The 21,363-nt window shown below is 66.7% G+C and carries 24 protein-coding genes; 20 read left to right on the top strand and 4 right to left on the bottom strand.

All coding sequences use genetic code 11. The annotated features are described in order from the left end of the window. Positions 1-21 precede the first annotated feature (21 nt). The 14 genes from G3572_RS14705 (at position 22) to G3572_RS14640 (ending at position 9,726) form a co-directional block, all read left to right on the top strand. Entirely contained in the window at positions 22-567 is a 546-nt protein-coding gene (locus G3572_RS14705) for an NnrU family protein (RefSeq protein WP_164613159.1), read from the top strand. 4 nt (positions 568-571) lie between these two features. Continuing rightward, positions 572-775, top strand: coding sequence for a DUF1737 domain-containing protein (locus tag G3572_RS14700; protein ID WP_164613157.1), 204 nt, complete (start codon positions 572-574; stop codon positions 773-775). A 91-nt stretch (positions 776-866) separates the two neighbouring features. Beyond that, complete coding sequence (locus tag G3572_RS14695) at positions 867-1,892, top strand: MaoC family dehydratase (RefSeq protein ID WP_164613155.1); 1,026 nt, start codon at positions 867-869, stop codon at positions 1,890-1,892. Between the two features lie 36 nt (positions 1,893-1,928). Then, positions 1,929-2,720 carry a DUF4344 domain-containing metallopeptidase gene (locus G3572_RS14690; RefSeq protein ID WP_164613153.1) on the top strand — a complete coding sequence of 264 codons (792 nt, stop codon included), beginning with the start codon at positions 1,929-1,931 and terminating at the stop codon, positions 2,718-2,720. A 191-nt stretch (positions 2,721-2,911) separates the two neighbouring features. Then, positions 2,912-3,298 (top strand): succinate dehydrogenase, cytochrome b556 subunit, encoded by a 387-nt coding sequence (gene sdhC, locus G3572_RS14685; RefSeq protein ID WP_164613151.1) that lies wholly within the window; start codon positions 2,912-2,914, stop codon positions 3,296-3,298. 11 nt (positions 3,299-3,309) lie between these two features. Next, entirely contained in the window at positions 3,310-3,681 is a 372-nt protein-coding gene (sdhD, locus tag G3572_RS14680; protein ID WP_164613149.1) for a succinate dehydrogenase, hydrophobic membrane anchor protein, read from the top strand. Positions 3,682-3,691: 10 nt separating this feature from the next. Continuing rightward, on the top strand, positions 3,692-5,494 hold the full coding sequence (gene sdhA, locus G3572_RS14675; protein ID WP_164613147.1) for a succinate dehydrogenase flavoprotein subunit: 1,803 nt from the start codon (positions 3,692-3,694) through the stop codon (positions 5,492-5,494). A 122-nt stretch (positions 5,495-5,616) separates the two neighbouring features. Continuing rightward, positions 5,617-5,931 carry a hypothetical protein gene (locus G3572_RS14670; RefSeq protein ID WP_164613145.1) on the top strand — a complete coding sequence of 105 codons (315 nt, stop codon included), beginning with the start codon at positions 5,617-5,619 and terminating at the stop codon, positions 5,929-5,931. Further along, positions 5,928-6,224, top strand: a complete 297-nt coding sequence (locus G3572_RS14665) for a hypothetical protein (RefSeq protein ID WP_164613143.1) — start codon at positions 5,928-5,930, stop codon at positions 6,222-6,224. The genes G3572_RS14670 and G3572_RS14665 overlap by 4 nt, the downstream gene beginning before the upstream one ends. A gap of 3 nt (positions 6,225-6,227) precedes the next feature. Next, positions 6,228-7,004, top strand: coding sequence for a succinate dehydrogenase iron-sulfur subunit (locus tag G3572_RS14660; protein ID WP_164613141.1), 777 nt, complete (start codon positions 6,228-6,230; stop codon positions 7,002-7,004). A 141-nt stretch (positions 7,005-7,145) separates the two neighbouring features. Further along, the gene (locus tag G3572_RS14655) at positions 7,146-7,544 is read left to right on the top strand and encodes a BLUF domain-containing protein (protein ID WP_164613139.1); all 399 of its coding nucleotides are present in this window, start codon (positions 7,146-7,148) and stop codon (positions 7,542-7,544) included. A gap of 9 nt (positions 7,545-7,553) precedes the next feature. Further along, the gene (locus G3572_RS14650) at positions 7,554-7,745 is read left to right on the top strand and encodes a hypothetical protein (protein ID WP_164613137.1); all 192 of its coding nucleotides are present in this window, start codon (positions 7,554-7,556) and stop codon (positions 7,743-7,745) included. A 124-nt stretch (positions 7,746-7,869) separates the two neighbouring features. Further along, entirely contained in the window at positions 7,870-8,844 is a 975-nt protein-coding gene (locus G3572_RS14645; RefSeq protein WP_164613135.1) for a glutathione S-transferase family protein, read from the top strand. 27 nt (positions 8,845-8,871) lie between these two features. Further along, a complete protein-coding gene (locus G3572_RS14640) occupies positions 8,872-9,726 on the top strand; it encodes an urea carboxylase-associated family protein (protein WP_164613133.1) in 855 nt (284 codons plus the stop codon). Positions 9,727-9,819: 93 nt separating this feature from the next. Here the strand turns inward: G3572_RS14640 and G3572_RS14635 are convergent, their stop codons facing one another. Both G3572_RS14635 and glyA read right to left on the bottom strand, forming a co-directional pair. Further along, positions 9,820-10,803 carry an aldo/keto reductase gene (locus G3572_RS14635; RefSeq protein WP_164613131.1) on the bottom strand — a complete coding sequence of 328 codons (984 nt, stop codon included), beginning with the start codon at positions 10,801-10,803 and terminating at the stop codon, positions 9,820-9,822. Between the two features lie 19 nt (positions 10,804-10,822). After that, the gene (gene glyA / locus G3572_RS14630) at positions 10,823-12,136 is read right to left on the bottom strand and encodes a serine hydroxymethyltransferase (protein WP_164613129.1); all 1,314 of its coding nucleotides are present in this window, start codon (positions 12,134-12,136) and stop codon (positions 10,823-10,825) included. 93 nt (positions 12,137-12,229) lie between these two features. Here glyA and G3572_RS14625 point away from each other — a divergent pair, with 93 nt between their 5' ends. Next, positions 12,230-13,096 (top strand): LysR family transcriptional regulator, encoded by an 867-nt coding sequence (locus G3572_RS14625; protein WP_164613127.1) that lies wholly within the window; start codon positions 12,230-12,232, stop codon positions 13,094-13,096. Here G3572_RS14625 and deoD read toward each other — a convergent pair. Beyond that, on the bottom strand, positions 13,089-13,784 hold the full coding sequence (gene deoD, locus G3572_RS14620; protein ID WP_164613125.1) for a purine-nucleoside phosphorylase: 696 nt from the start codon (positions 13,782-13,784) through the stop codon (positions 13,089-13,091). The two genes, G3572_RS14625 and deoD, sit on opposite strands and share 8 nt — an antisense overlap. A 304-nt stretch (positions 13,785-14,088) precedes the next feature. After that, positions 14,089-16,059, bottom strand: a complete 1,971-nt coding sequence (locus G3572_RS14615; RefSeq protein ID WP_354004045.1) for a methylmalonyl-CoA mutase family protein — start codon at positions 16,057-16,059, stop codon at positions 14,089-14,091. 201 nt (positions 16,060-16,260) lie between these two features. On the opposite strand from G3572_RS14615, the gene G3572_RS22305 reads away from it, so the two are divergent. From G3572_RS22305 to G3572_RS14590, 5 genes are all read left to right on the top strand, one after another. Then, positions 16,261-17,604 (top strand): 1-acyl-sn-glycerol-3-phosphate acyltransferase, encoded by a 1,344-nt coding sequence (locus G3572_RS22305; RefSeq protein WP_164613121.1) that lies wholly within the window; start codon positions 16,261-16,263, stop codon positions 17,602-17,604. A gap of 143 nt (positions 17,605-17,747) precedes the next feature. Next, entirely contained in the window at positions 17,748-19,040 is a 1,293-nt protein-coding gene (gene ccrA / locus G3572_RS14605; protein WP_164613119.1) for a crotonyl-CoA carboxylase/reductase, read from the top strand. An 88-nt stretch (positions 19,041-19,128) separates the two neighbouring features. Further along, positions 19,129-19,383, top strand: coding sequence for a hypothetical protein (locus G3572_RS14600; RefSeq protein ID WP_164612582.1), 255 nt, complete (start codon positions 19,129-19,131; stop codon positions 19,381-19,383). A gap of 80 nt (positions 19,384-19,463) precedes the next feature. Further along, positions 19,464-21,017 (top strand): ATP-dependent DNA helicase, encoded by a 1,554-nt coding sequence (locus G3572_RS14595; protein ID WP_164613246.1) that lies wholly within the window; start codon positions 19,464-19,466, stop codon positions 21,015-21,017. A gap of 57 nt (positions 21,018-21,074) precedes the next feature. Beyond that, positions 21,075-21,311: an Lrp/AsnC ligand binding domain-containing protein gene (locus tag G3572_RS14590; RefSeq protein WP_100198217.1), complete on the top strand. Its 237-nt coding sequence runs from the start codon at positions 21,075-21,077 to the stop codon at positions 21,309-21,311. Positions 21,312-21,363 lie beyond the last annotated feature (52 nt).

Below are 21,363 nucleotides of genomic sequence, written 5' to 3'. Positions count from 1 at the left end.
CAAGGCAGGCGGAGGTAACCCATGACCTTACTCATTCTTGGCGTGGCGCTCTGGTGGGGCGCGCATTTCTTCAAACGGATCGCCCCGGAGGCGCGGGCGCGCATGGGCGATGCGGGCAAGGGGCTGGTGACGGCGCTTCTGGTCCTGAGCATCGCGCTGATGTATTGGGGATACGGGCAGGCGGATGGTCCGGTCTGGTGGGGGCGGACGCCTGCGCTGGTGGGGATCAACAACCTGCTGATGGTGCTGGCGGTCTATTGCTATGCGGCGTCGGGGGCGAAGACCTGGCTCGCGCGCAAGGTGCGGCACCCGCAGCTGACGGGGTTCAAGCTCTGGGCGGTGGCGCATCTCTTGGTGAACGGGGACCTGCCGAGCCTTGTGCTCTTCGGCGGTCTGCTGGCCTGGGCCGTGGTGGAGGTCATCGTGATCAACCGCGCCGAGCCGGAGTGGGTGCCGCCCGCCCCGCGCCCGATGTCGAAGGAGGTCGTGGCGATTGCGGCCACGGTGATGGTGACGGTCGTGCTGATGCTGGTGCACAACTGGCTGGGCGTGCAGCCCTGGGGGTGAGGAAATGAAGCTGTACCGGTTCTTGTCCGAGGATGACACATCGGCCTTTTGTCACAAGGTGACGGCGGCGCTGAACAAGGGGTGGGTGCTGCATGGCGATCCCACCTATGCCTTTGACGCGGCGCGCGGGGTGATGCGCTGCGGTCAGGCGGTGACCAAGGAGGTCATCGGGGAGTATACGCCCGAGGTGAAGCTGGGCGAACATTAGGTAGGGTGCGTGCTTGCACGCACCTTTGGCGGCCCGGGCGAGGGGTGCGTGCAAGCACGCACCCTACGGGCGGATCTGAACGAGGGCGGCGATGAAGACCAATCCGGGGCGCTTTTTTGAGGATTACCGCTTGGGCGAGGTGATCGCCCATGCGGTGCCGCGCACGTTGTCGGGGGGGGAGCGGGCGCTCTACCATGCGCTCTACCCCGCGCGGCATGCGGTCTACTCGTCCGACCCGTTTGCGCAAAGCTGCGGGCTGCGCGAAGCGCCGATGGATGATCTGCTCGCCTTTCATACCGTTTTCGGCAAGACCGTGCCGGATATCAGCCTGAATGCGGTGGCCAATCTCGGCTATGCCGAGGGGCGCTGGTTGCAGCCGGTCTTTGCGGGCGACACGCTGCGGGCGGAAAGCACGGTGATCGGGCTGAAGGAGAATTCGAGCGGCACGTCGGGCGTGGTCTGGGTGCGCACGCGCGGCTTCAACCAGGATGACGAGCCGGTGCTGGAATATGTGCGCTGGGTGATGGTGCGCAAGGGGCGGCCGGATGCGCCCGCACCGGCGGCGGTGGTGCCGCAACTGGCGCCGGTGGTGGTGCCCGAGGCGCTGGTGATGCCGCGCCGGCTGGACTTCACGCGCTATGACTTCGCGCTTGCCGGAGAGCGCCACCGCTGGGGCGACTACGCGGTGGGCGAGCGGATTGACCATGTCGACGGGGTCACGGTGGAGGAGGCCGAGCATATGCTGGCCACCCGTCTGTGGCAGAACACCGCCAAGGTGCATTTCGACGCCACCGCGCGCGAGGACGGGCGGCGGCTGATCTATGGCGGCCATGTCATCAGCCTTGCGCGGGCGCTGTCCTTCAACGGGCTGGCCAATGCGCAGATGGTCGTGGCGCTGAATGCGGGCGCCCATGCCAACCCCTGCTATGCGGGCGACACCGTGCGGGCGTGGTCCGAGGTGCTGGAGCGGGCCGAGACGAGCGCCCCCGGCGTGGGCGCGCTGCGCCTGCGGCTGGTGGCAACGCGCGGGGCGGCGTTCGAATTGCGCGGGGCAGACGGAAAATATCTGCCCGAGGTTCTGCTGGATCTTGATTATTGGGCGCTGATTCCGCTCTGATCCGCGCCGGGGGCCTTTTGGGCGAGGATTGCGGTTGTGGGACTGAAGAGTGCGGTTTTCGGCTTGGCCTGTCTGGCGCTGGCGGGTTTCGGCATGCCGGCGGGGGCGCAGATGTGGCCCACGCCCGCCGGTCCGGCGGAGGATCTGACCGAGGACGAGGTGCTGGAGAATGCGCTGGCGGCCTATCAGGCGGTGTTCTACCACGAGCTTGGCCATGCGCTGATCGACATTCTTGAATTGCCGGTGCTGGGGTTGGAGGAGGATGCCGCCGATATCCTCTCGGCGGTGCTGATCCACGAATTGTGGGAGCCGGAGGACAGCGCGTTCAAGCTGCGGGCGGCGGCGGGCTATTGGGCGCAGAGCGCGGCGATCTGGGCCGATACGGGCGAGGCCCCCGATTTCGGCGGCGTGCATTCGCCCGACGAGCGGCGCTATTTCACCTATGTCTGCCTTTACTATGGCGCGGACCCCGAAAACCGCGCCGAGATGGCGGCGGAGCTTGGGCTGTCCGAAGGGCGGGCGGCAACCTGCCCGCAGGAATACGAGCTTGCCAGCCAGAGCTGGGGCACCTTTCTGGACGAGCTCTACGAGATCGGGCCGGGAGAGTCGCTGCGCTGGACGGGGCCGGAGGACGCGGATGACCCCTTTGCCGAGATGATCCGCGAGGAGATCGACTATCTGAATTCGATCCTGACCCTGCCGGCGACGCTGGATGTCGAAATCGCGCTGTGTGACGAGCCCAATGCCTATTACGACCCGTCGACCGTGTCGGTGACCATGTGCTGGGAGCTGGCGGAATGGATGATGGGGCTTGATCCCGAATTGTGATCACGCGCGGAAAAATCGTGATCACAAAGCGCAGAATTTCTGCCTGTTAGCGCTAAATTGCCTGATTGGCGGCATCGGGGCGCGTGACATGATGGAAAAAACCGCTATTCAGAAGGCAATGATCGAAGCGCGCCCCGGACCGGCCTTTTTGGAGTCTTCCCCGGGACAAGCCAGCGACGAAGGGAACCGAAATGGCAAACGTCAAGCAGGTCAAACGGCCGCTTTCCCCGCATTTGCAGATATATCGTCCGCAACTGACCTCCATCACCTCTATCCTCACGCGGATTACCGGCAATGCGCTGATCGTCGGCACGCTGCTGGCGGTATGGTGGTTGCTGGCGGCCGCGGTGTCGCCCGACTATTTCGCCACGGCGGATGCGGTGGCGACAAGCTGGTTCGGTGATCTGGTGTTCACCGGCTCGCTCTGGGCGGTGTGGTATCACTATCTGGCCGGTCTGCGGCATCTGTATTTCGATGCGGGCAAGGGTCTGGACATTCCGACGGCGGAAAAGCTGGGCTGGGGTGTCATCATCGGGTCGGTTGTGCTGACCGTGATCACAATTCTTCTGGTTCAGTGAGGGACGGGCGGATGCGCTATATTACGGATCGGAAGCGGGCTGTCGGCAAGGGGGCTTCTGGCACTGGCACGGCCCATCACTGGGCGATGCAGGTGTCTTCGGTTGGTCTGGCCTTGATGATTCCGGCATGGCTCTATGTGTTCGGCTCGGCGCTGGGCGGATCGCAGGAAGAGGTGGTGGCCACCTTCGGGCGGCCCTTCCCGGCGATCCTGACGGCCTTGGTGCTGGTGGTGGGGATGAAGCATTTCGCCAGCGGCGCGCAGATGATGATTGAAGATTATGTGCAGGGCTCGGCGCGCAAACTGGCGGTCATTCTGGTGACCTGCCTTGCCTGGGCGATTGCGGCGACGGGGCTGTTTGCCCTGGCGCGCATGGCGCTGTGAAGGAAAGAACATGACGGCTTATCCATATGAAGTGCATGACTATGACGTGGTCGTGGTGGGCGCGGGTGGCGCGGGGTTGCGCGCGACGCTGGGCATGGCGGAGCAAGGGCTGCGCACGGCCTGCGTGACCAAAGTGTTCCCGACGCGCAGCCACACGGTTGCGGCGCAGGGCGGGATCGCGGCGTCTCTCGGCAACATGGGGCCGGACAGCTGGCAGTGGCACATGTATGACACGGTGAAGGGGTCGGACTGGCTGGGCGATACCGACGCGATGGAATATCTGGCGCGCGAGGCCCCGAAGGCGGTCTACGAGCTGGAACATTACGGCGTGCCGTTTTCGCGCACGGAAGAGGGCAAGATCTACCAGCGGCCCTTTGGCGGCCATACGACCGAGTTCGGCGAGGGCCCGCCGGTGCAGCGCACCTGTGCCGCCGCCGACCGGACCGGCCATGCCATTCTGCACACGCTCTATGGCCAGAGCCTGAAGAACAATGCGGAATTCTACATCGAATATTTCGCGCTGGACCTGATCATCACCGATGGCGCCTGCACCGGCGTGGTGGCGTGGAAGCTGGATGACGGCACCATGCATGTGTTCAACGCCAAGATGGTGGTTCTGGCGACGGGCGGCTATGGCCGCGCCTATTTCAGCGCGACAAGCGCCCATACCTGCACCGGCGACGGCGGCGGCATGGTGGCGCGGGCGGGTCTGCCGCTGCAGGATATGGAATTCGTGCAATTCCACCCGACGGGCATCTATGGCTCGGGCTGCCTGATCACCGAAGGCGCGCGCGGCGAGGGCGGCTATCTGACCAACGCCAATGGCGAGCGGTTCATGGAGCGCTATGCGCCGCATTACAAGGATCTGGCACCGCGGGATTACGTGTCGCGCTGCATGACGATGGAAATCCGCGAGGGTCGTGGCGTGGGCGCGAATGGCGACCATATCAGCCTGCACCTGAACCATTTGCCGAAAGAGACGCTGGACCTGCGCCTGCCGGGGATTTCGGAAAGCGCGCGCATCTTTGCGGGTGTGGACCTGACCAAGGAGCCGATTCCGGTGCTGCCGACGGTCCATTACAACATGGGTGGCATCCCGACGAACTATTGGGGCGAGGTGCTGGCCCCCACGGCGGATGATCCCGACCGCGTTTTCCCCGGCCTGATGGCGGTGGGCGAGGCGGGTTGCGCCAGCGTGCATGGCGCGAACCGTCTGGGGTCGAACAGCCTGATCGACCTTGTGGTGTTTGGCCGGGCCGCGGCGATCCGGGCGGGCGCTGTCGTGGATCGCGGGGCGGCAACGCCCGGCACCAATGCGGCAGAGGTGGACCGTGCGCTGTCGCGGTTCGACGCCCTGCGCCACGCCAATGGGGCGATCCCCACCGCCGAGCTGCGGCTGGAGATGCAAAAGACCATGCAGGCCGATGCGGCGGTGTTCCGCACCGACAAGACGCTGGCCGAAGGCGAGCGCAAGATGACCGAGATCGCCGGACGGATGGGCGATCTGAAGGTCACCGACCGCTCGCTGGTGTGGAACAGCGACCTGATGGAAACGCTGGAGCTGACCAACCTGATGCCGAACGCGCTGGCCACCATCTATGGTGCCCATGCCCGCACCGAAAGCCGTGGCGCCCATGCGCATGAGGATTATCCGCAGCGCGACGATGTGAACTGGCGCAAGCATTCGCTGGCCTATGTCGATGGCGCATCGGTGACGCTGGGCTATCGCGCGGTGCATACCGAGCCACTGACGAGCGAGGCGGAGGGCGGCATCAGCCTGAAGAAGATCGCTCCGGCAGAGCGGAAGTTCTGATGCGTCCTGTCCCCGCATATCGGCCTGTTTCCGCTGTTGCACGCAAATGTGCTGCGGCGGGGGCTGGCGCGGGCGGGGGCTTGCGTCATCCTGAGCGGCAAAAGGCGCAAAGGATGACAAAGATGCGTGGAATGGTCTTGGCCTCGGTGCTGGTGCTGGCCGCCTGCGACCCCAATCAGGTGGCCGATCAGGCGGGGCGGCGGATTGCGGCCTCGGTGGTGCTGCCGGTGGTGCAACTGGATATGCCGACGCCTCTGGCGCAACGGGCGACCGATTGCATCGTGCGCAACGCGACCGCAGCCGAGGTGCAGGCGCTGGCGCGGGATGTGGCGGTGGTGGCGGGGTCTTCGACCAAGGCCACGATCCGCGGCATCGCGTTGCGGCCCGAGGCTGCTGCCTGTTTTGCCGCCAGCGGCGTGCCTCCGGTGCGGCCATGAGGCGGGAGTTGGTTCTGGGATTGCCGCTGCTGCTCTTGGCCTGCGGGCCGATTCCGGTGCAGCAGGCCGAGCGGCAGTGTTTCGAGCGCGCCCGTCTGGCGCAGCAACCGCGCGGCGAGATCGCGGCGGGGGTCGGTTCGGGCGGCAGGGCGGCCGGCCGGATCAAGCTGGAGGTCAGTTCCGACTTCATCATGGGGCGTGACCCGTCGGCGGTCTACGACTCTTGCGTCTATCAGAAATCCGGGCAGCCCCCCAGCCGCCCGCTCTATTCATTCCCGGAATGGAAGGGATAAATCATGGTCCAATTCACGCTTCCCAAGAACTCGACGATCCGCACCGGCAAGACATGGCCCAAGCCCGAGGGCAAGAATGTGCGCAAGTTCCAGATCTACCGCTGGAACCCGGATGACGGGAAAAACCCGCAGGTCGACACCTATTTTGTCGATATGGATACCTGCGGGCCGATGATTCTGGACGCGCTTATCAAGATCAAGAACGAGATCGACCCGACGCTGACCTTCCGCCGGTCGTGCCGCGAAGGCATCTGCGGGTCTTGCGCGATGAACATCGACGGGATCAACACGCTGGCCTGCATCTACGGGCTGGACGAGGTGAAGGGCGATGTGAAGATCTACCCGCTGCCGCATATGCCCGTCATCAAGGACCTGATCCCCGACCTGACGCATTTCTACGCGCAGCACGCCAGCATCATGCCGTGGCTGGAAACCAAGACCAACCGCCCCGCGAAGGAGTGGCGCCAGTCGATCGAGGATCGGGAAAAGCTGGACGGGCTTTATGAATGCGTCATGTGCGCGTCGTGCAGCACGTCCTGCCCGTCCTACTGGTGGAATGGCGACAAATACCTTGGGCCGGCGGCGCTGCTGCATGCCTATCGCTGGATCATCGACAGCCGCGACGAGGCGACGGGCGAGCGGCTGGACGATCTGGAAGATCCGTTCAAGCTGTATCGCTGCCACACCATAATGAACTGCGCCAAGACCTGCCCCAAGGGGCTGAACCCGGCCAAGGCGATTGCCGAGATCAAGAAGATGATGGTGGAGCGGGTGGTTTAAGCCGCCCCTTTCCCCGCAAGGTGACGCCACGGCCCCGGTGCATTCCGGGGCCTTTTTCGTGGCGGGCTCTGGCCTTGGGCGGCATTGGGGCCTAGGGTCGGGTCGGGCCGGATGTGCCTGCCCCTGAAAAGGACCGATCTGATGCCCCTGCTGCAACTGGCCTATGCCTCTCGCCCGTTCGGATATGATGGCAGCACCCTGACCTCGATTCTGTTCGATGCGCGCCGCTGCAACATGCGCGATGACATTACCGGGGCCTTGATCTGCCGCGATGATGTTTATCTGCAACTGCTCGAAGGGCCTGTGGCGGCGGTGGAGGCGGCCTTTGCGCGCATCCGCGCCGATGACCGCCATGTGGAGGTGCGCGAATTGATGCGCCGCGAGATCGGCGAGGGAGAGCGCATGTTCGGCTTTTGGGCGATGAAGAACGATCCGGCGGTCAGCGTGCTGTGGTCACGCGACGAGGTTGCGGCGGGGGTTCCCGAGCGCGCGGACACTGCCGAGGTGCTGGCGGTCTTCGGGCGGCTGGCGGCGGTCTAGGGCCAGCCGATGCCGCTGCTCCTCCTGATCCTGTTGCTGGCGGTGCTTGGCTATATGTGGATCACGCGGCGCAATTCGACGCTGACGCGGTCCTGCCGTTGGCGGCAGGAACGGTCGGCGGGGCAGTGGCGTTGTGTTTCCTGTGGGGCGGTAAAGCCGGGCGAGGCCGAGCCGCGCGACTGCTTCCGGCCCCGCGCCTGAGCGGGAATTGCACGGTTTCGAGCGATCTTCTGTGCGTGACCGCAGGGACTTTGGCCCGGTCGCGGCATGGCCCCGCGGGGGTCAGGCTGCTAGCTTGGGGCAGGAAACGCGAAGGGGAATTGGCATGGGACAGTTGGTGGACGGCATCTGGCACGACGAATGGTATGACACCGAAAAGACCGGTGGCGCCTTCGAGCGCAAGGAATCGACCTTTCGCAACTGGGTGACGGCGGACGGAACGGCGGGGCCTTCGGGCGAGGGCGGGTTCAAGGCCGAAAGCGGGCGCTATCACCTCTATGTCTCGATGGCCTGTCCCTGGGCGCATCGCACGCTGATCTTTCGCGCGCTGAAGGGGCTGGCGCCGCATATCGACGTTTCTGTCGTGCATCCTGACATGCTGTCGGAGGGCTGGACCTTTGACACCGGTTTTGACGGCGCGACGGGGGACCGTCAGTTCGGCCTGCCCTTCCTGCGCGATGTTTACCTGCGCGACACGCCGGACATGACGGGCCGTGTGACGGTGCCGGTGCTGTGGGACAAGGAGACAGGGCGGATCGTGAGCAACGAATCTGCCGAGATCATCCGCATGTTCAATTCGGCCTTTGACGGGGTGACGGGCAATACTGACGATTACTGGCCGGAGCCGCTGCGCGAGGCGATCGAGGCGGTCAACGCGCGGGTCTATGACACGGTGAACAACGGGGTCTACAAGGCCGGATTTGCGACGAGGCAGGCGGCCTATGACAAGGCGGTTGTGGCGCTGTTCGACAGTCTGGACTGGCTGGAGGAGCGGTTGGGCCGGTCGCGCTATCTGATGGGCGAACGGGTGACCGAGGCCGACTGGCGGCTGTTTCCGACGCTGATTCGCTTTGATCCGGTGTATCACCTGCATTTCAAGTGCAACCGGCGGCGGATCGTGGATTACCCGAACCTGTGGGGCTTTACCCGCGAGCTTTACCAGTGGCCGGGGGTGGCAGAGACGGTGCGGGTGGACCATTTCGTGCGGCATTACCATTACAGCCATGACACGATTAACCCCAACCGGATCATTCCCATCAATCCGGTGCTGGATTACGATGCCCCGCATGGGCGCGGCTGAGGCGTCCGCCGCGACGGAGCCTTTGCTGTGAAGCCTGACCATCCTGCCCATGCCGCCCCCGCCGATGCCGCTGCCCGCAAGGCGGTGGCGCCGGTCATCTGCTATCCCGTCGAGGGGTTGCCCGCGCCGGACCTTGGCCCCTACCTCGCCGCGCGGGAGGGCTGGACGCAGGTGGCCGAGGTGCGGGTGCCGCCGCGCGAGGCGCGCTGTTTTGACGTGCCGGCGGGGCATTTCTTTCGCATCACCTCGGTGGAGGGGCCGCAGGTCGGCGATCTGAACCTGTGGAATGCGCAGGATTTGGGCGAGCGGTTCTTCAGCGGCAAGACGCGGGCGCTGCATGGCACCCATCTGAGCGCGGGCGACCGGATGTGGTCGAACCTGCCCTATCTGCGCGAGATGGCGCTGATCACCGAGGATACGCTGGACTGGTATGGCTTTGATGCCTTTGGCGGCGGGGTGCATGACGTGATCGGCACCCGCTGCGACCCCTATACGCACAACCTGCTGAGCGGCGGGCAGTATCACCACTGCTGCCATTCCAACCTGACGCGGGCCTTGGCAGAGCGGACGGGGCTGAGTCTGGCCGAGGCCGAGGACCATGTGCATGATGTGCTGAACGTCTTCATGTGCACCGGATTCACGCGGGATACGGGGCAGTATTTCATGAAGGCAAGCCCGGTGCGGCCCGGGGATTACATCGAGTTTTTCGCCGGGATGGATCTGCTCGGGGCGCTGTCGGCCTGTCCGGGGGGCGATTGTTCGACCGTGCATTCGTCGGATCAGGCGGCCTGCCATCCGCTGCTGGTGCAGGTGTTCCGCCCGCGCGAGGCGGTGGCGGGCAGAGCGGCGGCGAATGGCTATGACCGCAGTCACGGGCTGTAGGCGTCGAGGGGGGCTGTCTGCCCCCCGCGCTTCGCGCCCCCCCGAGGATATTTGAGGACAGAAAATGGCAGGGGCGGGCGGTGCGCCGGGTGGTCAGCTGTAACGCTCGACCGAAGCGGCCATCGCGTCGTTGTAGCGGTCGCCCGAGGCCCAGCCGACGGGGAGGGTGGCTTCGATGGCTTGCAGCTCGTCGGGGGTGAGGCGGATGTCGGGGGCCTGCGCCCAATCGGCGAGATGGGCGGCGCTGCGGGTGCCGGGGATGGGGATGAGGTGGTCGCCCTGATGCAGGCACCATGCGAGGGCGAGGGCCGGGGGGCTGTGGCCCATGTCGGCGGCGAGGCGCTGGAAGGCGAGGAGGCGCGGTTTGTTATGCGGCCAATGCTCGGGCGTGAAGCGGGGGATCTGGCTGCGGAAGGGGCCGATGTCTTGCCGGTCGGGGTCGAGCATGGGGGAGCCGAAGGCCCCGCGTGCGAGGGGCGAGAAAGGGATGAAGGCGACGCCGAGCGCGGCGCAGGTTTGCAGCAGGCCGAGTTCGGGTTGGCGGGTCCAGAGAGAGTATTCGTTCTGGACGGCGGTGACGGGATGCACCGCATGGGCACGGCGCAGGGTATAGGGCGCGATTTCCGACAGGCCGTAGCCGCCGATCTTGCCCTCGCGGATGAGGTCGGCCATCAGGGTCGCCACCTCTTCGACGGGGGTCTGCGGGTCGTGGCGGTGGAGGTAGAAGAGGGCGACATGGTCGGTGCCGAGGCGGCGCAGCGAGCCTTCGAGTTCGGCGCGCAGATGGGCAGCCGTGTTGTTCACGCCGCGCTGCGCGCCCTGCACGATGCCGGCCTTGGTGGCGATGACGGGGCGGTGGCGGCGGCTGGCAAGCCATTGGCCGATCACGCTTTCCGAGGTGCCGTTGCCATAGCCGTTTGCCACGTCGAGGAAGGTGATGCCGTGATCCCATGCGGCGTCGAGGCAGGCGAGGGATTCGTCGGTTGTGGTCGTGCCGAAGAGGCCGCCGAAGGAGAGGCAGCCCAGACCGAGGGCGGAGACGGAAGGGCCGCTGGACCCGAGTTGACGGTGCTTCATGGCGGCCCCTCTGGCAGTGTCAGGCGTTGATGTAATGCACGCCCGTGAAGCGTGCGCGCAGCGCGCGGGTGCGGGGGGCGAGCGTTTCGGCTGCGTTGGAGCGTAACGCCTCGGCGATGAGGGTCGCAAGGGCTGGCGCGTCGGCGGGGGTGACGCCGCGCCGCACCAGTTCGGGCGTGCCGATGCGCAGGCCGTTGAGGTCGCCTTGCACCTCGGGCAGGGGCAGGCCGATGCCGCAGGCGAGGAACCCCGCCTTGCGCAGGGTTTTGGAGGCGGCCTGCCCGCCCCCGAAACCGGCGGCCTCGATCGCGAACTGGTGCGACTGCGTGGCCCCGTGACCCGAGGCAAAGACCGGCAGGCCAAGGGCGGCGAGTTCGCGGGCAAGGGCCTGTGACAGCTCGATCATCGCCCGCGCATAGGCCGCGCCATGGTCGCGCCAGTCGAGGAGCGTGATGGCGAGTGCGGCGGATTTGGCGGCGTCGAAGTTGGCGGTCATGCCGGGGAAGGCGATCTGGTCGAGCCGCTGGGCGATCTTTGCGTCATTGGTGACGATCAGCCCGCCTGCGGGGCCGCCGAGGGATTTGTAGGTGCTCATCGTCATCAGATGCGCGCCCTGGTGCAGCGGATTGTCCCACGCCCCGCCCGCGATGATGCCGCATTGATGGGCGGCATCGAAAAGGACATGGGCCCCGACCTCGTCGGCGATGGCGCGGATCTGCGGGACGGGATGGGGGAAGAGGTTGAGGCTGCCGCCGATGGTGATGATGCGGGGGCGGCAGCGCAGGGCGAGGGCGCGCAGGCCCGGCAGGTCGATGGTATAGCCATCGGCGTTGACGGGGGCGGCCTGTGTCATCAGCCCGTAGAGGCCCGCGCATCCGGCGGCGTGATGGGTGACATGGCCGCCGACGCTGGCGGGGGGCGCGATGATGGTGTCGCCCGGTTTGGCCAGCGCCATGAAGCCGTAGAGATTGGCCAGCGCGCCGGAGCCGACGCGGATTTCGGCATGGCGCGCGCCGAAGATCTCGCAGGCGAGTTCGGCGGCGATGACCTCGATCTCCTCGATGGCTTCCAGCCCCGTTTCATACTTGTCGCCGGGGTAGCCGAGGCTGGGGCGGGAGCCGAGCCCGCGCGCGAGGGCGGCTTCGGCGCGCGGGTTCATCACATTGGTGGCGGGGTTCAGGTTGAAGCAGTCCTGATCGTGGATCTGGAGGTTTTGCGCAATCAGCGCCTCGATGCGGGCGTTGACTTGCGCCGAGGGCGCGGCGGCGGCGGCGGCGAGGGTCTGGACATGGGCTTCGGTCGGAACCCAGGGGCGGGGGGCTTGGTGGGGCATGGCACTCTCCTGTCTGGGGGCAGGATGCTGGTGGCGGCGCTTGCGCACAAATGAGTTTTCGGAAATATTAGGGTTAGAAAAACTGAGGCTTACATGGCTGTTTCCCCGCCGCGCCTGCCCGATCTGCCGCTGAACGCCTTGCGCGCCTTCGAGGCGGCGGCGCGGCTGGGGGGATTTGCGGCGGCGGCGGCAGAGCTCGGGGTGACGCCGGGGGCGGTGACGGCGCATGTCAAGCAGTTGGAGGCAGTGCTGGGGGCGGCGCTGTTCGTGCGGGGGCCGCGCGGGGTGGAGCTGACCCCCTTGGGCGCGCGGGTGCTGCCCGATCTGACGGCGGCCTTTGATGCGCTGGCCCATGCGGGGCAGCGGCTGCGGGCCGAGGCGCGGCCCCGGCAGGTGCATATCGCCACGCTGCCCGCGATTGCGCAGCTTTGGCTGTCGCCGCGCCTGCCCGCCTTGCGCGCCGCTTGGCCCGAGATTGCGATTTCGATCACTGCGATGGAGGCGCCGCCGAACCTGAAGCGGGCGGGATTCGACCTGTGCCTGTTTCCGTCGGCGGAGCAGGGCTTTGTGCTGGCCGAGGATTGGCTGTTTCCGGTTTGCGCGCCCGGCATGGCGGCGCGCTTGCGGCGGGTGGAGGATCTGGCCGAGGTGCCTTGCCTGACCGATGCCTCATGGCGCGAGGATTGGGCGCTGTGGCTGGCGGGGCAGGGGGTGGCGGTGGTGCCGCGCGGGCCGGTGTTCTCGCTCTATGCGCTGGCACTGGAGGAAGCGGTGAATGGCGGCGGCGTGCTGATGGGCCATTCGGCGCTGGTGGAGCGGCATCTGGCGGAGGGGCGGCTGGTGCGCCCCTTCGCGCATGAATTGCGCCTGCCGCGCGCGCTGCGCCTGTGGTCGGCGCGGCCCCTGCGCGGGACGGAGGCGGCGGCGCGGGTGGCCGAGGGCTTGCGCGCGCCTAGGTGAAGGCGGCGCGCAGGGCCATTTCGACCATGGCCGAAAAGCCCGTCTCGCGGTCGGCGCTGGGCAGGGCCTCGCCGGTCAGGATGTGATCGGAGACGGTGAGGATGGAGAGCGCGCGGCGCTGGTAGCGGGCGGCGAGGGTGTAAAGCTCGGCCGTTTCCATTTCGACGGCAAGGCAGCCGTGGCGCTGCAACTGGTCGTTCAGGTCGGGGCGCTCGTCGTAGAAGGTGTAGGAGGTGAAGATGCCGCCGACATGCACGGGGCCGGTGGCGGCGGCATGGGCCTTGGTGAGCAGGCCGAAATCGGCCACGGGGGCATAGCGCATCTCGCGGAAGATGCTGGAGGAGGGCGAGCCGATGGTGGAGGCGGATTGCGCCAGCACCACGTCGCGCAGGGCAATGTCCGGCTGCAAGGCCCCGCAGGAGCCGACGCGGATCAGGGTTTTCGCGCCGTAGTCGCGGATGAGTTCGTTGACGTAGATCGAGAGCGAGGGCATCCCCATGCCGGTGCCGTGGATGGTGACCGGATGGCCTTGCCATGTGCCGGTATAGGCCAGCATGCCACGCGTTTCCGAGACGAGCGTGGCGCCATCGAGAAAGCGCTCGGCCGCCCAGCGGGCGCGGTAGGGGTCGCCCGGCAACAGGCAGGTTTCAGCGATCTCGCCCGGCTTTGCGCCGATGTGAAAGGTCATGTGCAGCGGGTCCAGCTTGAGAAAACAGAAGGCCGCGTTCTGCGCGTTTGGCTGCGGGAGGGCAAGGGGGAGTGCAACGGGTTGCGCGGATGTTTGCCCCTTCGGCGGACTGAGGACGGGCGCGGAGGAGCGCCCGCTGGCGCGGGGGTTGCAGGCGCGACCGGCGCACGCGTTTTGCGGGTGTAAGGCGGCGCGCGGGGCCGCCGGTATGCGGCCTCGGGCGCCGCGCGCGGCGGCGGCGCGCGGCGGGCGGGCCGCAAAAGGGGCGGGCGTCCGGCCTTCTGGGCTGCGCCCGTCGCGCGGGCTACTCGGCGGCGATGGGGGCGGCGTCGACCAGACCGACGATGTCGAGCATGATGCGGTTCAGTTCGAAATCCTTGGGCGTGTAGACGGCAGCGACGCCGAGCGCGCGCAGGCGGGCGGCATCGGCCTCGGGGATGATGCCGCCGACCACCAGCGGGATATGCGACAGGTTGGCCGCGCGCATCAGGTCCAGCGTTTCGGTGATGAGCGGCAGGTGGCTGCCCGAGAGGATCGACAGGCCGATCACATGCGCCTGCTGGTCCTGCGCCGCCGTCACGATTTCGGCCGGAGTGAGCCGGATGCCTTCGTAATGGATGTCCATGCCGCAATCGCGGGCGCGGGCGGCGATCTGCTCGGCCCCGTTGGAATGGCCATCGAGCCCCGGCTTGCCGACAAGGAACTTGAGCGGGCGGCCGAGTTTGGACGACAGGGTGGCCACCGCCTCGCGGATCGGCTCCAGCCCTTCGGTGCGGTTGGAGGGGTTGCGGCTGACGCCGGTGGGGGCGCGGTATTCGCCGAAGGCACGGCGCACCACCGCCCCCCATTCGCCGGTGGTGACACCGGCGCGGGCGCAGGCGATGGAGGCGGGCATGATGTTGCTGCCATCGGCGCAGGCCTGTGCAAGGGCGGAGAGCGCGGCGCTGACCGCCTGCCCGTCGCGGGCGGCGCGCCATGATTGCAGGCGGGCGATCTGGTCGGCCTCGGCCTCGGGATCGGCGGCCATGATGCTGCCATCGCCCGTGGTGAGCGGCGAGGGTTCGGTAGTGGTGAAGCGGTTGACGCCGACCACGGTGGTTTCCTTGCTCTCGATCTTGGACAGGCGGACGGCATTCGCCTCGACCAGACGCGATTTCATGTAGTCGATGGCGGCGACCGCGCCGCCCATCGCGTCGATCTGGGCGAGTTCGGCGCGCGCGCCCTCTTTCAACTGCGTGACCTTGCGGTCGATGGCGGGGTTGCCGTCGAAGAGGTCGTCATATTCGAGAAGGTCGGTTTCATAGGCGAGGATCTGCTGCATGCGCAGCGACCATTGCTGATCCCACGGGCGGGGCAGGCCGAGCGCCTCGTTCCACGCAGGGAGTTGCACGGCGCGGGCGCGGGCGTTTTTCGACAGGGTGACCGCCAGCATCTCGATCAGGATGCGGTAAACGTTGTTTTCGGGCTGCGGTTCGGTGAGGCCGAGCGAGTTGACCTGCACCCCGTAGCGGAAGCGGCGGTATTTGGGGTTGGTGATGCCGTAGCGGGTTTCGGTGATCTCGTCCCAGAGGTCGACGAAGGCGCGCATCTTGCACAATTCGGTGACAAAGCGGATGCCCGCGTTCACGAAGAACGAGATGCGGCCGACCATGCTGGGGAAATCTTCGGGCGGGACCTTGCCCTTGAGGTCATCGAGCACGGCGCAGGCGGTGGCGAGGGCGAAGGCCAGTTCCTGTTCCGGCGTCGCCCCCGCCTCTTGCAGGTGGTAGGAGCAGACGTTCATCGGGTTCCATTTGGGCAGGTGCTTCTGCGTATAGGCCGCGACGTCGGTGATCATGCGGAGCGAGGGTTTCGGCGGGCAGATATAGGTGCCGCGCGAGAGGTATTCCTTGATGAGGTCATTCTGCACGGTGCCGTTGAGCGCGGCAATGTCGGCCCCCTGTTCCTCGGCCACCGCGATGTAGAGCGCCAGCAGCCAGGGGGCGGTGGCGTTGATCGTCATCGAGGTGTTCATCTGGTCGAGCGGGATCTGGTCGAACAGCGCGCGCATGTCGCCCAGATGCGCGACCGGCACGCCGACCTTGCCCACCTCGCCGCGCGCGAGCTGGTGATCGGAATCATAACCCGTTTGCGTGGGCAGGTCGAAGGCGACGGAAAGGCCGGTCTGCCCCTTGGAAAGGTTGGTGCGGTAGAGCGCGTTGGAGGCTGCTGCGGTGGAGTGACCCGCATAGGTGCGGAACAGCCATGGTGCGTCTTTGGTCATCGGAGCCTCCACCACGCGACTCAGGGTCGCGCAATAATGTTTCGCTTTGTGCCAGATAGGGGAAATATTATGGCGTTGTCAATTCGCTGCGTTGCGGCAATTCGCGGGGCAGGCGGGGAGGGGGGCGCTGCCCCCCGCGCTGCGCGCCCCCCCGGAGTATTTTCAAAGCAGCAATTGGATTGCGCGGGCGCGGGCTTTGGTTAGGGTTGGCGCATGTTCCAGTCGGTTGAAATCCCTGTATGGCTGGTGGTGGTGCTGTTTGCGCTGCCCGGCGTGGCTGCCCTGGACCGGATCATCGGGCCGGGGGTGCGCTGGTTTTTCCGGCGCAGGCTGGAGCGGCTGCTGGCGCGGGTGAATGCGCGGCTGGAGCGGAAGATCGAGCCGTTCAAGCTGATGCGGCGGCAGGATATGGTGGTGCGGCTGCTCTATGATCCGGCGGTGCTGGAGGCGGTGGCCGAGCGGGCGGCGGCGCGCGGGGTGCCCGGCGAGGTGGCGCTGGAGGAGGCGCGGACCTATGCGCGCGAGATCGTGCCGGGGTTTTCGGCGCTGTTCTATTTCGGGTTTGCGACGCGTGCGGCGCGGGCCCTGTCGGCGGTGTTCTTCCGGGTGCGGGTGGGGGTGGTGGCCGAGGAGACGCGCCAGATCGACCCGCGCGCCACGGTGATCTTCGTGATGAACCATCGCAGCAACATGGACTATGTGCTCGTCACCTGGCTGGTGGCGGGGCGGGCGGCGATTTCCTATGCGGTGGGGGAATGGGCGCGGGTCTGGCCCCTGAGCCGGCTGATCCGGGCGATGGGGGCCTATTTCATCCGGCGGGGGAATCACAATGCGCTCTACCGGCGGGTGCTGGCGCGTTACGTGCAGATGACCACGGCGGAAGGCACCACGCAGGCGGTGTTTCCCGAGGGCGGGCTGAGCCTGACGGGGCGGGTGGGCGCGGCGCGGATGGGGCTTTTGTCCTACATCTGGGCGGGGTTCGATCCGGCGGCGATCGAGAAGGGCGGGCGGGATGTGGTCTTTGTGCCGGTCGGGCTGGCCTATGACCGGGTGCTGGAGGACAGGCTGCTGGTGCGGGCCGCGCGCGAGGGCGGGCGGCGGTTTCGCGCGCCGCTGCTGCGGGTGATGTGGGAGGCGCTGCGGATTGCGTTCAAGCGCGCGGGGGGGCGGCGGTTCCTGTTCGGGACGGCGGCGGCGGGGTTCGGGCCGCCGATCTCGCTGCGGGCGCATCAGGCGGCGGGGGGCGATCTGGAGTCGCTGGGCGTGCGGTTGATGGCGGAGGTGGAGCGGGTGGTGCCGGTGCTGGCGGTGCCGCTGGTTGCGGCCTCGGTGGTGATGGACGTGCCGGTGCCGGAACTGGTGGCGCGGCTGGAGGCTGCGGGCGCGGTGATGCGGCTGGCGCCGGGTGGTCAGGAGCAGGCGGAGGCCGAGGGGCGCGCCGCGCTGCGCCTGCGCGGTCTTTTGGATGCAGAGGACAAGGTGGTGCCGGGAACGGAGGATTTGCTGGCGTTTTACGCGGCTCCGGTGCGGCAGCGGCTGGGAGAAGGGGCGGCGTGACTGTGGTTTCTGCGGCGCGGCAGACATAAAATTACAAAATAGGCCTTCATCCTATTGCAATATTGCGCGCTGGTTCATATTCCTTGGCCAGACGCCCGCTGATTCTGCGGCGCGGCATTGGACACAGCAGGATGGAGGCCCCGATGGCTCTGGACACGCAGACGGCGATCGCCGCCTATGAGGCGCCGATCAAGGACTTGTACGAGATTGGCGAGATGCCGCCCCTGGGCCATGTGCCGCGGCAGATGTATGCCTGGGCGATCCGCCGCGAGCGGCATGGCGAGCCGGAGGTGGCCATGCAGCAGGAGGTGGTGGACACCTGGACCATCGACAGCAACGAGGTGCTGGTGCTGGTGATGGCGGCGGGGGTGAATTACAACGGCGTCTGGGCGGGCCTTGGCCAGCCGATCAGCCCCTTTGACGGCCACAAGCAGCCGTTCCACATCGCGGGGTCCGATGCCTCGGGCATCGTCTGGGCGGTGGGTGACAAGGTGAAGCGCTGGAAGGTCGGCGACGAGGTGGTGATCCACTGCAATCAGGACGACGGCGATGACGAGGAGTGCAACGGCGGCGATCCGATGTTCTCGCCCACGCAGCGCATCTGGGGATACGAGACGCCCGACGGGTCCTTTGCGCAATTCACCCGCGTGCAGGCGCAGCAGCTGATGCCGCGGCCCAAGCATCTGACATGGGAGGAAAGCGCCTGTTACACGCTGACGCTGGCCACCGCCTACCGGATGCTGTTCGGCCACGAGCCGCATGACCTGAAGCCGGGGCAGAATGTGCTGGTCTGGGGGGCGTCGGGTGGTCTTGGGTCTTACGCGATCCAGCTGATCAACACGGCGGGGGCCAATGCGATCGGCGTCATCAGCGACGAGAGCAAGCGCGAGTTCGTGATGTCGATGGGCGCCAAGGGCGTGATCAACCGCAACGAATTCAAGTGCTGGGGCCAGTTGCCGAAGGTGGGCAGCCCGGAATATGCCGCATGGTTTGCCGAGGCCCGCAAGTTCGGCAAGGCGATCTGGGACATCACCGGCAAGGGCGTGAATGTGGACATGGTCTTCGAGCATCCGGGCGAGGCGACCTTTCCGGTCAGCTCGCTGGTCTGCAAGAAGGGCGGCATGGTGGTGATCTGCGCAGGCACCAGCGGGTTCAACTGCACCTTCGACGTGCGTTACATGTGGATGCACCAGAAGCGTTTGCAGGGCAGCCATTTCGCGCATCTCAAGCAGGCGAGCGCGGCGAACAAGCTGATGGTGGAGCGGCGGCTGGACCCCTGCATGTCGGAGGTGTTCCCGTGGCAGGACATTCCCAAGGCGCATACCAAGATGCTGCGCAACCAGCACAAGCCGGGCAATATGGCGGTTCTGGTGCAGGCCCCTGCGGCAGGGCTGCGCACCTTTGACGATACGCTGGAGGCCAGCCGCCGCGGCTGATCTGCCGCATGGCGAGGCAGGATGCCGCCGCAAGCCCGGGCTTGCGGCGGCTTTTGCATGGCAGGTCCATTCCAATGGTGACGGGTGCATGGCTTGGGCGCATATATGGGCGCGCATCCGGCGTATTTTGCCGGTGAAGTCGGGCCGGATTATTGCGGATGGTATTGTCATGCATCACGACTGGGTTTGCGAGGTGCTGGAAGATTTGAGGTCCTATGCGCTGGACAACGGGTTGCCCGCGACGGCGGCCCAGGTCGAGGAAGTGCTGCGCGTGCTACGGGCCGAGTTGCGGGGCGCCGAGGGGCCGCTGGGGCGGCCACCGGCCGGGCGCAAGCGAAACTGAGTGCGGGCGAAACTGCGTGCGGGCGGGGGCGTGGCATCTGGCGCAGGCGCCGGCTTGGCCCTATGGTCGCGGCCATGAGCATGACCGCATCCCCCGCCCCACGGCCGACACCGGCCATCCTGACCCTGTCTGACGATCAGGCCGAGGCGCATGACCGGGTGGCGGCAGACCTGCTGGCGGCAGGGATCGACCTGGACCACGGCGGGCTGGAGCCGCCGGGCGAGGGGAAATCGACTGTGCTGGCGGTGATGGGCAAGGCCGGATCGGGCAAGACCATGCTGCTGGCACAACTGACGCGGGCGATGATCGATGCGGGCGTCGAGGTGGTTTCGGGCGATTACGAGGGCAAGAAGCGCAAGGACCGGCGCACGCTGGCGGTGCTGGCCCCGACCAACAAGGCGGCGAGCGTCTTGCGCATGCGCGGGGTTCCGGCGACGACCATCCACCGCATCCTCTATACGCCGCTTTATGATCCGCAATACGAGAAGATTGCCGAATGGCTGACCGGAACGGGGGACCGTCCGGTGATCGAGGACCTTCCCGATCTGGCGCTGGACCGCGCCTTTGCCTTCTATCAGCAGGTTGCGTCGATTCCGGGGGCCTTGGCGGCGGCGGGGCTGCGGGGCTCGGATTTCATCAAGGGCTGGAAGCGGCGGGACGAGCCACTGGATGTGGGGTTCATCGACGAATCTTCCATGCTGGACGAGCGGCAGTTTGACGACCTGCGCGAGATTTTCCCGACGCTGGTGCTGTTTGGCGATCCGGCGCAGCTTGCGCCCGTGGGGCAGTCGGGCAGCATGGTGTTCGACCGTCTGGGTGACAGCAAGAAGCTGATGCTGAACCGCATCCACCGGCAGGCGCAGGACAACCCCATTCTGGACCTTGCGCATGCTCTGGCCGACCCCGACATCGGGTTTGACCGGTTCGAGCGGATGGTGGAGGAGGCGGCCAAGCGCGACGAGCGGGTGGTCTGGGCCGAGCGGGTGGATGCCGACATGATGGCGCGCTCGCCCGCGCTTGTGTGGCGCAATGCGACGCGCATCCGGCTGATCACCGCGTTCCGGGCGGCGCATGGCGCGCCGGATGATGCGCTGCTGCCGGGAGAGCCCTTGATCTGCGACGGGATCGAATTGCCGCTGAAGCACCGCAAGAAGCGCATCGATCTGGAGGCGCGGGGGCTGATCAAGGGGGCGCAGGTGATTTACCTCGGCCCCGGCAACCGGCCCGGATTTGCAAAGATCCATGTGGTCGGCGCGGAGGACCCGCAGGTTTCGGCCGCCAGCATCATCAAGATCGAGCGTCCCGACGAGGACGAGCCGCTGATTGCCTCGGCCGCGACGATGGGGGCGGCGTTTCTGCACGGGGCGGCGGTGACGATCCACAAGGCGCAAGGCAGCCAGTGGGAGAATGTGCAGGTGTTCGCGCCCGATCTCTTTGCCGCCGCACAGGCGGGCCGGTCGGAGGCAGGGTTGCCGCTGTGGAAGCGGCTGGCCTATGTGGCGATCACGCGGGCCGAAAAGCGGCTGTTCTGGGTGGTGCGGGCGCGTCTGGCGCGGCCCCTCGGGCCGCTGGTGGTCGATGATCTGAAGCCCGCCTCGGTCCCGCTGACGCTGAGCGCGCAAAGCGACGGCTGACCCTTTATCCCGTGCCCCCTGCGCGTTAGGGTGCGGGGCAAGGACAGGAGGCCCCCCATGCGCTGTGTATTCGTTCAGTTCCGCTGCACCCCCGGCAAGACCTATGAGGTGGCCAATGCCATCTGGGACCGCGAGGTGGTGTCCGAGATGTATTCGACCAGCGGGGAATATGACCTGATGGCCAAGGTCTACATTCCCGAGGATCAGGATGTGGGGCAGTTCCTGAACGCGGCGCTGTTCGACATTCCGGGCATCAGCCGCACGCTGACCACGATGACATTCCGCACGTTCTGACCACTGGGACATTGCGCCCGGTTGCGCCGGGGCGGGGTCGCCGCCATATCAG

The organism is Pseudotabrizicola algicola (genome assembly GCF_010915705.1).
GTDB classification, from domain to species: domain Bacteria; phylum Pseudomonadota; class Alphaproteobacteria; order Rhodobacterales; family Rhodobacteraceae; genus Pseudotabrizicola; species Pseudotabrizicola algicola.
This window is presented reverse-complemented; position numbering and strand designations above follow the sequence as displayed.

Bases quoted from the DNA above. Each gene is read 5' to 3' on its own strand.
- G3572_RS14705 (WP_164613159.1), top strand. From the start codon at position 22: ATGACCTTACTCATTCTTGGCGTGGCGCTCTGGTGGGGCGCGCATTTC.
- G3572_RS14700 (WP_164613157.1), top strand. From the start codon at position 572: ATGAAGCTGTACCGGTTCTTGTCCGAGGATGACACATCGGCCTTTTGT.
- G3572_RS14695 (WP_164613155.1), top strand. From the start codon at position 867: ATGAAGACCAATCCGGGGCGCTTTTTTGAGGATTACCGCTTGGGCGAG.
- sdhC (WP_164613151.1), top strand. From the start codon at position 2,912: ATGGCAAACGTCAAGCAGGTCAAACGGCCGCTTTCCCCGCATTTGCAG.
- sdhD (WP_164613149.1), top strand. From the start codon at position 3,310: ATGCGCTATATTACGGATCGGAAGCGGGCTGTCGGCAAGGGGGCTTCT.
- sdhA (WP_164613147.1), top strand. From the start codon at position 3,692: ATGACGGCTTATCCATATGAAGTGCATGACTATGACGTGGTCGTGGTG.
- G3572_RS14670 (WP_164613145.1), top strand. From the start codon at position 5,617: ATGCGTGGAATGGTCTTGGCCTCGGTGCTGGTGCTGGCCGCCTGCGAC.
- G3572_RS14665 (WP_164613143.1), top strand. From the start codon at position 5,928: ATGAGGCGGGAGTTGGTTCTGGGATTGCCGCTGCTGCTCTTGGCCTGC.
- G3572_RS14660 (WP_164613141.1), top strand. From the start codon at position 6,228: ATGGTCCAATTCACGCTTCCCAAGAACTCGACGATCCGCACCGGCAAG.
- G3572_RS14655 (WP_164613139.1), top strand. From the start codon at position 7,146: ATGCCCCTGCTGCAACTGGCCTATGCCTCTCGCCCGTTCGGATATGAT.
- G3572_RS14650 (WP_164613137.1), top strand. From the start codon at position 7,554: ATGCCGCTGCTCCTCCTGATCCTGTTGCTGGCGGTGCTTGGCTATATG.
- G3572_RS14645 (WP_164613135.1), top strand. From the start codon at position 7,870: ATGGGACAGTTGGTGGACGGCATCTGGCACGACGAATGGTATGACACC.
- G3572_RS14635 (WP_164613131.1), bottom strand. From the start codon at position 10,803: ATGAAGCACCGTCAACTCGGGTCCAGCGGCCCTTCCGTCTCCGCCCTC.
- glyA (WP_164613129.1), bottom strand. From the start codon at position 12,136: ATGCCCCACCAAGCCCCCCGCCCCTGGGTTCCGACCGAAGCCCATGTC.
- G3572_RS14625 (WP_164613127.1), top strand. From the start codon at position 12,230: ATGGCTGTTTCCCCGCCGCGCCTGCCCGATCTGCCGCTGAACGCCTTG.
- deoD (WP_164613125.1), bottom strand. From the start codon at position 13,784: ATGACCTTTCACATCGGCGCAAAGCCGGGCGAGATCGCTGAAACCTGC.
- G3572_RS22305 (WP_164613121.1), top strand. From the start codon at position 16,261: ATGTTCCAGTCGGTTGAAATCCCTGTATGGCTGGTGGTGGTGCTGTTT.
- ccrA (WP_164613119.1), top strand. From the start codon at position 17,748: ATGGCTCTGGACACGCAGACGGCGATCGCCGCCTATGAGGCGCCGATC.
- G3572_RS14600 (WP_164612582.1), top strand. From the start codon at position 19,129: ATGGCTTGGGCGCATATATGGGCGCGCATCCGGCGTATTTTGCCGGTG.
- G3572_RS14595 (WP_164613246.1), top strand. From the start codon at position 19,464: ATGACCGCATCCCCCGCCCCACGGCCGACACCGGCCATCCTGACCCTG.
- G3572_RS14590 (WP_100198217.1), top strand. From the start codon at position 21,075: ATGCGCTGTGTATTCGTTCAGTTCCGCTGCACCCCCGGCAAGACCTAT.